Origin of the sequence: Collimonas arenae, from assembly GCF_000786695.1 — a bacterium.
GTDB lineage: Bacteria > Pseudomonadota > Gammaproteobacteria > Burkholderiales > Burkholderiaceae_D > Collimonas > Collimonas arenae_A.
Window position 1 is genome coordinate 2,150,282 of record NZ_CP009962.1, and the last position, 12,599, is coordinate 2,162,880.

Below are 12,599 nucleotides of genomic sequence, written 5' to 3' on the forward strand. Positions count from 1 at the left end.
CCAAGCGCTGTTGTTAAGGCGGAATTGATTCTGTTGCCTTAATGCAGTGCTGAAAACCAGACATAGTAATTTATTGTATTGTTATCAACGAAATAAAATTATGCATTTTTGCAAATTGAAGTTATTAATTTTTATTGCTGTAAGCGCCAATTTAAATATCTAATTTAGTAATCAAGTGTTTAATTTTTTCAATATGAAGATAATGTGAAAACGTCTCTGCGATATTAATTGTAATAAAGTGAAATATATTATTAATATTTTTCTTCGCTCTTCTTAAAGGCGTATTCGTATTTGATGTTATTTCAATGAGTTAATGATAAGAGTTGTTGTTTTTGTTGCACTTGTTTTGTTAAAAATTCCTTCAACGAGGCAAGAGGCCGTGTCCACTTTTGAATGATGTTGCGCAAGGCCTGGTAGAAGAGTTTGATGAGCGCATAGTCTGGACTCCCTCTCCTGAATATCCCAATGTAACGTTAGTGACTGTGGTCATCAATGCTCGATGATCGAACCCCCCCATTAGATCAGGTCTGATACATACGCCTATCTCTCTTCTAAGCATTCTTTCTGGGGACATAGACCATCGTCCTAGGATTACTTGCACCGTGATAAGAAGCTGTAAATAATAATCAAGTCATCGTACAACGGTGTATTAAAAGTCCTACAAAATTCCATGCGGGAAATTGTTTGTCGGCGCGATTTAACAATCGTTTACGTTTCATTTTGATGAATATTTATTTGCCACTTTGAAAGATTTTTGCACGCCATAACAAATGGTATAAACAATTTATTAAGCATCCCGCTAGCTTAATTTTCATCGGCTTTCTCTCTGAGTTTCGTCCTTTATTTGACATCGATCTAAAAATATTTTTAGTTCTACGATTGTCAGAAATCCTGCAACTTCTTTATCCCAATCGATCAAATTTGGACATAAATGTTAATTAATTTGTCCACTTTTGCCAATATTTCCCGTTGCGTCCCGCTTAGCATCCCGTCCGTCAGCGAATGTTATTTTTTATGGAAATTTTAAGACCTTCACGCTTTTCTACTTTGTGTTTCAAGGCCAAAAAATATTTTCTCAAGAAATGAAAAATTCATGGAAAAGACACTTCCGCGACAGCAAGGCAGTGGCTAGCTGCGAGGCGAAATATGTTGAGGAAATGCTGCTGGAAGTAGTGGCAATAAATGACGATGAACGTGGAGAAGGACAATGAACAAAATATATCGCAGTATCTGGAACGAGTCTCTAGGCACGTGGGTTGCCGTAAGTGAACTAGCGTCAACATCTGGCAAACGGAGCGCCAAAAATGAAGTGATCATTGGCAATGATATTGCACAAGCTTTCAAGCGATTCGCTCTGGTTACCTTGGTTGCGGCCCTCGGCGTTTTTGCTGGAGCGCCAACATACGCTGCATCGATTGGTAATGCACAAGGATGGACTGTTTCTAACGGTCTGACCACGAGTACCACTGGCCTTTATGGCGGTGTCCAAGCAGCGAGTAACACTGGCGTCGTGATCGCGGGTGACGACGATTGCATCGGTCTGAATACTACTCGAAGTACATTTAGTACAAGTGCGGTGAGTTGGCTAACCAGTCTTACTCAACAAACGACTGCGGTCAACTATGCCACCCCATCCAACGGTGATGCTGCGTTGATTGACGCTCCATCTACCGCTACTACGGCTACTGCCGCAAACAGTGGTGCCAATGCGTTCGGCTATAGTTCCTTGGCGATGGGATGCGCAAATAATGCGTATGGTGCCGGTGCAAGTGCCGTTGGGATGAACAATACGGCCAGTGGTGCGGCAAGTACTGCGATGGGCATTGCGAACACAGCATCTGGTGCCGGGAGTGTTGCCATGGGGGCTTACAACCAAGCAACGGGACAAGGCAGTACGGCCACAGGTATTGGTTCGCAGGCGACTAATCGTGGTGCCATCGCAATGGGATATGGCGGCACTGGTACCCCTGCAAATGCTACGATTGCATCGGGGGCGAACTCAATCGCCTTAGGAGGAAACGCTACGCAGGGTGCTCAAGCCACGGGTAGCGACAGCATCGCGATTGGAAGTCAGGCTTCAGCTGGAGGGACAGCAGCCGTGAGTAATGCAGTGGCGATTGGTACTGGTGCTCAAGTTATCTCTGCGGTTGGTACTGGTTCTACAGCGCTTGGTAGCGGAGCGACAGTGGGCGCGGCCGAGTTGGCGAATCAGACCACAAGTGCCGCTGCCGGATCGGCCACTTATGCTTATGGCGCTGGCGCTGCATCTTGGGTAGGTGATGGTGCGTCGGCTAGTGGGGTTGTATCTATTGGTTCTGTCGGTGCAGAGAAACGGATTGTAAATGTAGCTCCTGGACGGATTAATGCAAGCAGCACTGACGCTGTAAACGGCAGTCAATTGTTCTCTATAGGGTCCTCGGTAAATAGCCAGATTGTTTCGTTGTCAACTTCTACTTCGACCGGCATCACTTCGCTGTCGACTGGCTTGAGCACCATGAACAGCAACGTGACTTCGTTGTCGACCTCAGCCTCGACAGGTATCACCTCGTTGTCGACTGGTCTGAGCACTACGAACAGCAATGTGACTTCCTTGTCGACCTCGGTTTCAACTAGTATCACTTCGCTGTCGACTGGTCTGAGCACCACGAACAGCAACGTGACTTCGTTGTCGACCTCAGCCTCGACCGGTATCACCTCGTTGTCGACTGGTCTGAGCACTACGAACGGCAATGTGACTTCCTTGTCGACCTCGGCTTCGACTGGTATCACTTCGCTGTCCACTGGTCTGAGCACCACTAACAGCAACGTGACTTCGCTGTCGACGTCGGTCTCGACCGGCATCAGCACCAACGCCAGCAACATTGGTTCGTTGTCGACTGGTCTGAGCACCACTAACAGCAACGTGACTTCGCTGTCGACGTCGGCCTCGACGGGCATCAGCACCAACGCCAGCAACATCGGCTCGTTGTCTACTGGCCTGAGCACGGCAACCAGTGGCATCTCGTCCTTGTCTACGGGTCTGAGTGCGACCAATGGTAATGTCATTTCATTGTCTACCTCGACTTCGACCGGAATCGCATCCTTGTCAACAGGCGTGGCGAATTCCGTTCAGTATGACAATCCTGGTCATACCAGCGTTACCTTGGGAGGTGCCGGAGCCACAACGCCCGTTACTCTGACGAATGTTGCGGCTGGCGTGAATCCGACTGATGCAGTGAATTTCAGTCAGCTGTCGTCTTTATCGTCGTCGACATCGACAGGTTTGAGCACGACCAACAGTAATGTGGCTTCGCTATCGACCTCGACTTCGACCGGCCTGAGCACAGCGGCAAGCGGTATTTCTTCGCTGTCGACGGGCTTGAGCACAACGAACAGTAATGTGAATTCATTGTCGACATCGACATCGACCGGCCTGAGCACAGCGGCGAGCGGTATTTCTTCGCTGTCGACGGGTTTGAGCACAACGAACAGCAATGTGGATTCGCTGTCTACATCAACTTCGGCAGGCCTGAGTACGACCAACAGCACGGTCGCTTCCCTGTCGACATCGACGTCGACCGGCCTGAGCACAGCGGCGAGCGGTATTTCTTCGCTGTCGACGGGCTTGAGCACAACGAATAGCAATGTGGACTCGCTGTCTACATCAACATCGACGGGCCTGAGTACGACCAACAGCACGGTAGCTTCACTGTCGACATCAACGTCGACCGGCCTGAGCACAGCGGCAAGCGGTATTTCTTCGCTGTCGACGGGTTTGAGCACAACGAACAGTAATGTGAATTCATTGTCGACATCGACATCGACCGGCCTGAGTACGGCGGCGAGTGGTATTTCCTCGCTGTCGACGGGTTTGAACACAACGAACAGCAATGTGGACTCGCTATCTACATCAACTTCGACAGGCCTGAGTACGACCAACAGCACGGTCGCTTCCTTGTCGACATCGACATCGACCGGCCTGAGTACGGCGGCAAGCGGTATTTCTTCGCTGTCGACGGGCTTGAGCACAACGAACAGTAATGTGGACTCGTTGTCTACATCAACTTCGACAGGCCTGAGCACGGCGGCGAGCGGTATTTCTTCGCTGTCGACGGGTTTGAGCACAACGAACAGCAATGTGGATTCGCTGTCTACATCAACTTCGACAGGCCTGAGTACGACCAACAGCACGGTCGCTTCCCTGTCGACATCGACGTCGACCGGTCTGAGCACAGCGGCGAGCGGTATTTCTTCGCTGTCGACGGGCTTGAGCACAACGAACAGCAATGTGGACTCGCTGTCTACATCAACTTCGACAGGCCTGAGTACGACCAACAGCACGGTAGCTTCCTTGTCGACCTCGACGTCGACCGGTCTGAGCACAGCGGCAAGTGGTATTTCTTCGCTGTCGACGGGCTTGAGCACAACGAACAGTAATGTGAATTCATTGTCGACATCGACATCGACCGGCCTGAGCACAGCGGCGAGTGGTATTTCCTCGCTGTCGACAGGCTTGAGCACAACGAATAGCAATGTGGACTCGTTGTCTACATCAACTTCGACTGGCCTGAGTACGACCAACAGCACGGTAGCTTCCTTGTCGACATCGACGTCGACCGGCCTGAGCACAGCGGCGAGCGGTATTTCTTCGTTGTCGACAGGCTTGAGCACAACGAACAGCAATGTGGACTCGTTGTCTACATCAACTTCGACAGGCCTGAGTACGACCAACAGCACGGTAGCTTCCTTGTCGACATCGACGTCGACCGGCCTGAGCACAGCGGCGAGCGGTATTTCTTCGTTGTCGACAGGCTTGAGCACAACGAACAGCAATGTGGACTCGTTGTCTACGTCAACTTCGACGGGCCTGAGTACGACCAACAGCACGGTAGCTTCCTTGTCGACCTCGACGTCGACCGGCCTGAGCACAGCGGCAAGCGGTATTTCTTCGCTGTCGACGGGTTTGAGCACAACGAACAGCAATGTGAACTCGTTGTCTACATCAACATCGACGGGCCTGAGTACGACCAACAGCACGGTAGCTTCACTGTCGACATCAACGTCGACCGGTCTGAGCACAGCGGCGAGCGGTATTTCTTCGCTGTCGACAGGCTTGAGCACAACCAATAGCAATGTCGCATCGTTGTCGACCGGTCTGAGCGCAACGAATAGCACTGTGGCGTCGTTGTCTACTTCTGCATCGACGGGTATTTCGTCGCTGTCGACCGGCTTGAGCTCGACGAACAGCAACGTGACATCACTGTCGACTTCAACTTCGACCGGCCTGAGCACGACCAACAGCAATGTCAGCTCCCTGTCTACTTCCACATCGACGGGACTGAGTACCGCCACTAGCAGCATCAGCTCTCTGTCGACTGGTTTGAGCAGCACCAACAGCAATATTGCCTCGTTGTCGACAAGCGTTGCACCGCTGATAGCGAACAGCACCTATGCGGCGAATGCCGGAATGGCGATCGGCGCCACGCTGATCGGCGCCAGCAACGGCGACGGTACGGCGCAGACGCAAGGCGTATCGGGAACGGCGATTAAATCGGTGGTCGTAGCGACTTGTGGTTCAGCCAATGGCATCGACAGCACTTCGTCCGGATTGTGCGCCAAGGCGACCCAGGATGGCGCGAGTGCCTATGGTTCCAATGCGCAAGCGACCGCCGCGAATACCACTGCGGTGGGCTTCCGCGCGTTAGCTTCCTCGGCTGGTGCAGTTGCTCTCGGCTACAACGCCCAGGCAACCGGCGATCCGACCGTGGCCATTGGCTACAACTCGCTGGCGGCAGGCAATAACTCGGTAGCGCTTGGCGCCAACGCCCAGGCGGTCGCCGACAACTCTATCGCCTTGGGCGCAGGTTCTGTGGCGGATCAGGCGAATACGGTGTCGGTGGGTTCTGCCGGCAACGAACGTCGGATCACCAACGTTGCTGCGGGCGTTAATCCGACCGATGCGGTCAATGTGTCGCAATTGAACAATGTGCAGAACCAGCTTGGCAACGTCCAGCGCATCGCTTATTCGGGTATCGCCATGAGCATGGCGATGTCAGGTGCGGTCATGCCGACGCTGGAGGCTGGCGACAAGGGTGTCGGCGTCGGGCTGGGTTCCTACCGGGGTTATGGCGCGTTGGCTTTGCAGTTCAAGGCGATCAGTAAAACCGGAAACAGTGCCTGGGGAGGCGGCATCAGTACTACTACTGGTGGCAACGTCGGCCTCAACATCGGTATCGGCTTCAAGTGGAAATAAGATTTTCTGTCAGGTAAGCAAATCTGCGCGGGCATGATCTTTCATGTCCGCGCGAATTGAGGCGCAGCGATGTTCATAATTTTAAGCAAACTTTACTAGTTCGACTAATTACTATTTTTTGATGCGGAATTGTCGCTTTAAATCAATTCCGTAATTTCATCTATAGAAACTTATCATGATTCTTCAAGACGTACAGTGGGAAAAATTGGAACCGTTGTTGCTGGGCAAAGAGGGTGACTGTGGGGTCAATGGCCGTGACAATCGCCTATTTATCGATGCAGTACTATGGCGAGTGACTGAGCAGCGTGCGTGGAATAAATTACCTGCTAGATTCGGGAAATGGAATACTGTTTACATCCGCTTCAAGCGATGGAATGTAAGTGGCGTCTGGCGCCGTTTAGTAGAGGATTTGCATAGTGCGCCGGAATTACAGGCGTTAATGCAGACAATTGCTGCATATGGGGATGAAATGATTTGTCAGTTGGTGCAGAAGTCAGCTCGAAAAGATCAGCGGGATAGATATAGCGTGCTTGTTCGGCGAGGAGACAGTGTGCACCAGCATCGGCGTAATCCTGACCCTAAAATATCGATTCCGTACTAATTTAGGGAGCGAGTCATAATCGGTAAAGTACATTAAGAACTAAATAAAACGCCCTGTTAATCGGGGCGTTTTGTTTTTCCAGGCTCCATAATTCACTTAATCGGGATCACCAATTTGCCGCGACGATGCCGGACATAGTGTGCCGTTATCGCTGCAGTTTAATGCTTAAATTGATCCCGGGCTGCCATCATCCGGTCAAACTCTTCTTTGTCGGTTGCCTTACAGATTGGAAGTTTTCAGCACGAATAGTGAAGATCAAACACTCATCACGATTTCGATCTTCAAATGCTGTGGCATTGATGGTCGCTAAGTTTACTTCTTTACTGAGCGTGTAGCGCCATGGGTTGTAGCTTGCGACAGATGGTCGACAACGCCGGCGGCATTACTTTCGATGGCCTCAACGGCTTGTGTGGCGCTCTTGGATAGCTGTTCATAGCCGGCATTGGTGTTGCTGATCGCCGTTTTGAAAAAAGCAAACGTACTTTCTGTACCCGATGGCATATTTTCCGTCACCTGATCAACGAACTTGATGACCTTTTGCCTGGCCTCTGCAATTTGAGCTTCGGTGACTTTAATCAGCGCAGCACGTGTATCAGAAACGATGCTGGCGAAATGACGGCTGTAAGCTACGCTTCTTTCGGTGTTCGGCTGAGCCAGTGCGGCACTCAACGAGAAAAATTCCTGCGGATCTTTGGCGGAAAACAATTTTTGGGTAATGTCGGTTGACTCTTTTAGTGACGCTTTAGCGATGCTCAGATTGAGGTCTGTCAGCTTTTCCATGCCAGCAAATACTTTGGCTGTGAAATCGGCATACGACGCGAGATTAGCTTCAAAATTTGCTTTAGTGGCGGCTGAAAACTGCTCTGCAACGGTAGACATAACTTCTCCTTAAAGGGGCAATTTGTGAAAAAGATGGCATGGGAAAGACGGTAAAAATTGTTAAGAGCTTGCTGTTGACCACAAAGTATCGCTAGTCCATAGGATATTGTGCGGCACAGCAATTTAATTGTAAGTCAATATTTCCTTGGGTTAATATAAATTTCATAAATTGAAATTTATGCTTGCAATGGAATAATTGGACTGGACTTGTACCTGTCCGCAAAAGGTTACAACCGGTATTGCACGCCACTGGTCAGGAATGGCGAAACAAACACGGTACCTAAAAAGTCACTGTGGCGACGACGGCATCGGTATAGGTAGCCGCAGGTTGGGACTGGGCGGCCGGAATGCTGGCGTAAATAGCGATCGAAGTGGGCGTGCCGGTGGCAGTCACTCCGGAAGGCGCTGTCGCAGCGGTATTGCCCCAGGTTACCGTATGCCGGAATCGGAAAACAGGCCATAGTTGAGGTAGGCTGGGAAACCGCCACCGGAGGAGTGGCCTATGAATATGCCATTTACATCGTATTTTTGCGGTGTGTTTTAGCATCTCGACGGTAGGTTTCCCTCCCATGTCCATCAATTCCGGAAATGTTTGTCGCCTTCATTTAGAGGGCAGACATGGCTACGGACGACTGTTCCAACACCCGTCAGCACCGCCTCGTAATTTTGACAGCTAGCGATAATCCGAAGCGTTGCATATCTTGTCTAATGGAAATCATGGCATCTAAAATGCAATGATTGCAAAGTGCTTGACCTGACTATCGGGATTACTGGCCATGCCAATGATTTACGTCGCCATTTGGTCACTTCCGTCCGCCGACAGATGTTGGTCCCGCCAAACATTGGAGCAATAAGATGCGCGATAAGAAAAATATTTCGCTGTCGCTTGTGATTGTTTTGGTTCTGGCTGCATGTGGAGGTGGCGACGAAGGTTCAGTGTCACCGGCGCCAGTGCCCGTCGCGACAGCTGCTGGCAAGGCGGTGGACGGTTATTTGGGTGCTGCATCGGTCCTGTGCGACACGAACAACAATGGCGTGGCTGATGCCGGCGAGGTCACTGCGATCACAGACATGCAAGGGAATTTCACGTTTTCGCCGGCGTGTGCGAGCCCAATGGTTGTCAGCGGCGGCACCAGCATCGACACCGGCTTATCGTTCAGGGGGCTCCTCACGGCTCCCTTCGGTAGTGTCGTGGTGACGCCGCTCACCAGTTTGATGGCGAATGGTGGCTTGACTGCCATCCAAGTGGCTAGTGCCTTAGGGTTGCCGGCCGGTACAGACGTAACTCGTATCGATCCTGCCGCTAAAAATGCCAATGGCGGGCCGCTGAACGCGAACCTTTTGAAATCAACCTTGGCAATGCAACAGATTATCCAGCAAGTGGCTGATACGTTGGGGAGTCTGGCTCAAAACACCAGTCCATCAGCGATACAGGCCATTTATAGCGAGGTGGGCAAAGCCGTAGTCACAACATTGACGGCCAGCTCTTCATCCCAGCTTATTGACGGCAGTGGTAGCGTCAGTCCTTTGCTGGCATCGGGAATCGTCCTGCAGTCGGTAACGAATATCGCGACAACCGCAAATCCGGTGTTGGATGGAGTCAAAGACAGCATCGGCGCATATAGCCCAGTCAGTGTGTCTGCGCTCATTTCGGGCGCTGTCGCCACTGAGGCAACAACTCTGGCCCAGTCATCCGATGCGGCGTTAGCTGATCTGACCAAGTCTCTACAGTCGAATCCCACAATCGCTAACGCGACGTTTCAGCTCGCGGCTTTGCTGACCACTAGCAACCAGAATAAAGTCGATCTGACGAACCTGAATGCCGATCTGGCGCAACTGGTCGGCACGTCCTCGGCCAATGCAGCGGCGGCAGGTGCGGCCGTGTTGCTGGATACGTCGGTGCAAGCCGGCAGAGCCGGTATCCCGGTGCCGTCCGTCACCGTATCCAGTTGGTCCCAACCCTCTAACTATCTGGCGATTCAAAACGACAGCATCAAGCTGGACGGCAATAGCTACACACTGAGTCAATTCATGAGCGGTGTGACCTTGACCCAGAAGCCGTCGCTGATTGATACGATCAGTCTAGGGTTTATCGTGAATGGCGCGCCTATTCCGAAAAACGGTAGCGGCGCGATGACAACCAGGATAAGCCTGGGTGCAGAATTGACGGATACCGGCAATAGCGGACGAGTGCTGCAATTCATATTGGATCAGGCTGACGTGACGGTCGATAGCAATCAGCAATTGTCCATATCGGTGCCGGCAGGCGCCAAACTGTATATCTATAGTAGAACCAGTCACGGCGTCGGCGCCAACATGACGCTGCCTAATGTGACCGCCAAGCAGTTCGTGTCCATCGCAAACAATGAGCTGACGTTCAGTGTCGGCAATATACTGCAGCGCATTTTTGCTGCCGTTCAGGCGCAGTCAAGCAGTTCTGGACAAGCAACCCCCAGCTTGCAAAATATCACCGGCACATTCAACTTGAAGCTGGTTGTTTCGAACCTGGCGATTCAAAGTCAGGAAAGCGGTGCGGTGACAGGTTTTTCGATAATGGTCGGTGGATCCAATCAACCGGCGGTAAACGGTCAGGGGATTCAAGGAATATTTACAGTCCACTAATTGTGTGGTCAGAATTTCATGGTTAGTAATCGCATTCGTGAAGCGTTCGCCGGACATGCCCCTCTCGCCTTGGTTATATTTCGCCTGCACGGTTTTCTGAAAATTTCAACAAACGAGAATTGAGTAGAGTCAAATCGCATTCAAACCGAGGGTTTGAATCAATACCCAGGCGATACAACCCAATGCGAGGAGTGACAGGGTCACCACCGTCGTAACGCTCAGGCCTGCTCTGGCCAGTTGTCGCACGTCCACACCGAGTCCCAGCGCTGCCATAGATATGACTGTCAGCCAGTTCGAAATATGGCCGATTGGCAGCAGGAGCGCGTGAGGAATTGCGTTTGCTGAGCGCAACCCGATCATCACAATGAAGCCAACGATGAACCATGGCACCAGGTCGCCGAGTCGAGGCGCCTTGCCCGGTTTTACGAAGGAGACGCTGGACAGGCTCTCAGTCTTCCGGCGACCGCGAGCTGCCAGTACTGATAGCATCAGCACAACCGGGCCAAGCATCAACACGCGCACTAATTTCACAAGTGTGCCGATCTGGGCAGACACAGAACTGATTGGTGCGGTCGCCGCCAGCACCTGTGGCACGGCATAGACAGTCAAGCCGGCCAAAACACCGAAAGCTGTAGGCTTCATTTGGAAGGCCTGGGCGAGCATAGGCAGCCCCAGGACAACTGCAACTCCCAGCACTGCTGTGAAAGCAATCGCCCCGGCAACATCATCATTATGCGCATCGATGATTGGCGCAACAGCCGCAATTGCGGAGTTGCCGCAAATCGAATTGCCGCAAGCAATGAGTACAGCCATCTTGTGCGGAAGTCCAAATGCGCGGCCAAATCCATAGCTAATCAGGATAGAGAGAAAGACAACGGCAATAATCCCGAATAGCAGACTTCCTCCCGCGTCCGAGATCATTCGAGCGCTTACATTGACGCCTAGCAGGACAACAGCAATTTCCAGCAGTGTTTTGGAGCTGAACTTGATACCTGCCAGCCACCGCGCACCGGGTGCCCAAAAGCTACGGATGCAAGTGCCAAGGAGGATGGCGAGTACGAGCGATTCCAGCCACGCCCGGCCCATAAACATCTCCTCCGCCGATTGCAGGGCCATTGCAATAGCTGTAACGCCAAGACAAAGCAGTACTCCGGGAATGAGCGACTCGCTGGTTTTTCGAGATAGTACGGGTTGAATCTGAGATTTAGCATTTTCCATGTGCTCAATATCTCAATATTCATCTACTCAGTCCAACGCATATTTTGACTCTGATTAACCTGTTTTGCAGGTAGGAAGCCAATCCACCGGACGCCGTTGTGGACAAGGCGCACCGTAACCGCACAGCTACTTACAGCGACATACCAGTGTGATCAAGTGTGTAAAGGCCAGAAGGCAGGAGGGGAATTGGCTAGTGATGATCGTTGCCTTGTTGCCGACACGGTCGTCAATGATTTCCAGCCATAGGGGCGTCAATTCATCGATGGAAAGATTGTTCAGGAGCCTGAAATCGGAGGGGGAGGCGAATGTGGGTTACAAGACAGCACAGCAAGCATGTCAGGGCATCAGTCACTATCCGATGCATCGGTACAACTGAATACCGGCACATCGGTTCATGACTGGTAGCTACAGTAAGAACTGCGAATCGTCAGATTCCTCTCTCTGAGTATTATTAACGCCCTTCCTAGCAAGGCGCTTTGCGAACCTTTCCATAGTTGCAATAATCAACTGGCGATCTGCCGATGATAGCTTCGACAGTAACTGAGTCATATATTCAACCTGATCTGTTGGGCGGCGACTTCCCTCGATAAGAAACGTTTCAATTCCACATTCAAACATGTCTGCAAACTCGTAGAGCCTGTATACGCTCGGTGCTACTACGCCGCGTTCAATGCGCGAAACCGCTTCGTTGCCTAGTCCCAAGTGTTCTGCCACTTCTTCTTGAGAGAAGCCAGCGATTTTCCGCTTCTTAGCGATTGTTTTGCCAATCTTCTTATTGACAAGTTCTTCTTTAGTGGGCATTCGATATTCCTCTATGACAACCGGAATGGTTGACTATAGACATGGAATTCGTAAGGCCAGATCAGGGTGGCTATCAACTCATTTTGTTCAATTTCCGTTGACATGGGTACATCAAGATGGCTATAGTCTCAGAAGGTTGTTTAATGATTATCAACTCACTGAGAAATAAAGAAGCAACTCGCACATCTATTAGTCCTTATCGGCCTAGGCGACGTAATGTTTTTCTAGGTGCATCCCAAGTAACGA

Annotated in this window: 8 protein-coding genes and 2 pseudogenes; 5 read left to right on the plus strand and 5 right to left on the minus strand. The window is 51.2% G+C overall.

Annotation, left to right across the window (positions count from 1 at the left end; translation table 11 throughout):
- Window positions 1–1,207: 1,207 nt before the first annotated feature.
- A pseudogene (locus LT85_RS27480) lies at window positions 1,208–3,238 on the plus strand (beta strand repeat-containing protein); the annotation flags it as partial.
- On the opposite strand, the gene LT85_RS27485 reads toward LT85_RS27480, so the two are convergent.
- Window positions 3,226–5,427: a hypothetical protein gene (locus LT85_RS27485; RefSeq protein ID WP_052134989.1), complete on the minus strand. Its 2,202-nt coding sequence runs from the start codon at window positions 5,425–5,427 to the stop codon at window positions 3,226–3,228. The pseudogene LT85_RS27480 and the gene LT85_RS27485 overlap by 13 nt on opposite strands.
- Here LT85_RS27485 and LT85_RS27490 point away from each other — a divergent pair.
- Both LT85_RS27490 and LT85_RS25345 read left to right on the plus strand, forming a co-directional pair.
- A complete protein-coding gene (locus tag LT85_RS27490) occupies window positions 5,390–6,232 on the plus strand; it encodes a YadA family autotransporter adhesin (RefSeq protein ID WP_367379802.1) in 843 nt (280 codons plus the stop codon). The two genes, LT85_RS27485 and LT85_RS27490, sit on opposite strands and share 38 nt — an antisense overlap.
- A 175-nt stretch (window positions 6,233–6,407) precedes the next feature.
- The gene (locus LT85_RS25345; RefSeq protein WP_052134990.1) at window positions 6,408–6,833 is read left to right on the plus strand and encodes a transposase; all 426 of its coding nucleotides are present in this window, start codon (window positions 6,408–6,410) and stop codon (window positions 6,831–6,833) included.
- A gap of 312 nt (window positions 6,834–7,145) precedes the next feature.
- Here LT85_RS25345 and LT85_RS09690 read toward each other — a convergent pair whose 3' ends face one another.
- Window positions 7,146–7,712, minus strand: coding sequence for a phasin family protein (locus tag LT85_RS09690; RefSeq protein ID WP_038487966.1), 567 nt, complete (start codon window positions 7,710–7,712; stop codon window positions 7,146–7,148).
- A 280-nt stretch (window positions 7,713–7,992) separates the two neighbouring features.
- Window positions 7,993–8,289, minus strand: coding sequence for a spore coat protein U domain-containing protein (locus LT85_RS25885; RefSeq protein ID WP_367379803.1), 297 nt, complete (start codon window positions 8,287–8,289; stop codon window positions 7,993–7,995).
- Between the two features lie 278 nt (window positions 8,290–8,567).
- Here LT85_RS25885 and LT85_RS09695 point away from each other — a divergent pair, with 278 nt between their 5' ends.
- A complete protein-coding gene (locus LT85_RS09695) occupies window positions 8,568–10,334 on the plus strand; it encodes a hypothetical protein (RefSeq protein WP_038487969.1) in 1,767 nt (588 codons plus the stop codon).
- A 129-nt stretch (window positions 10,335–10,463) separates the two neighbouring features.
- On the opposite strand, the gene LT85_RS09700 is transcribed toward LT85_RS09695, so the two are convergent.
- Window positions 10,464–11,552: a YeiH family protein gene (locus tag LT85_RS09700; protein ID WP_052134992.1), complete on the minus strand. Its 1,089-nt coding sequence runs from the start codon at window positions 11,550–11,552 to the stop codon at window positions 10,464–10,466.
- 253 nt (window positions 11,553–11,805) lie between these two features.
- Here LT85_RS09700 and LT85_RS26890 point away from each other — a divergent pair.
- Window positions 11,806–11,925 (plus strand): annotated as a pseudogene (locus LT85_RS26890) (IS3 family transposase); the annotation flags it as partial.
- 32 nt (window positions 11,926–11,957) lie between these two features.
- Here the strand turns inward: LT85_RS26890 and LT85_RS09705 are convergent.
- On the minus strand, window positions 11,958–12,353 hold the full coding sequence (locus LT85_RS09705) for a helix-turn-helix domain-containing protein (protein ID WP_052134994.1): 396 nt from the start codon (window positions 12,351–12,353) through the stop codon (window positions 11,958–11,960).
- Between the last annotated feature and the right edge of the window lie 246 nt (window positions 12,354–12,599).

Bases quoted from the DNA above. Each gene is read 5' to 3' on its own strand.
- LT85_RS25345 (WP_052134990.1), top strand. From the start codon at position 6,408: ATGATTCTTCAAGACGTACAGTGGGAAAAATTGGAACCGTTGTTGCTG.
- LT85_RS09690 (WP_038487966.1), bottom strand. From the start codon at position 7,712: ATGTCTACCGTTGCAGAGCAGTTTTCAGCCGCCACTAAAGCAAATTTT.
- LT85_RS25885 (WP_367379803.1), bottom strand. From the start codon at position 8,289: ATGGACATGGGAGGGAAACCTACCGTCGAGATGCTAAAACACACCGCA.
- LT85_RS09695 (WP_038487969.1), top strand. From the start codon at position 8,568: ATGCGCGATAAGAAAAATATTTCGCTGTCGCTTGTGATTGTTTTGGTT.
- LT85_RS09700 (WP_052134992.1), bottom strand. From the start codon at position 11,552: ATGGAAAATGCTAAATCTCAGATTCAACCCGTACTATCTCGAAAAACC.
- LT85_RS09705 (WP_052134994.1), bottom strand. From the start codon at position 12,353: ATGCCCACTAAAGAAGAACTTGTCAATAAGAAGATTGGCAAAACAATC.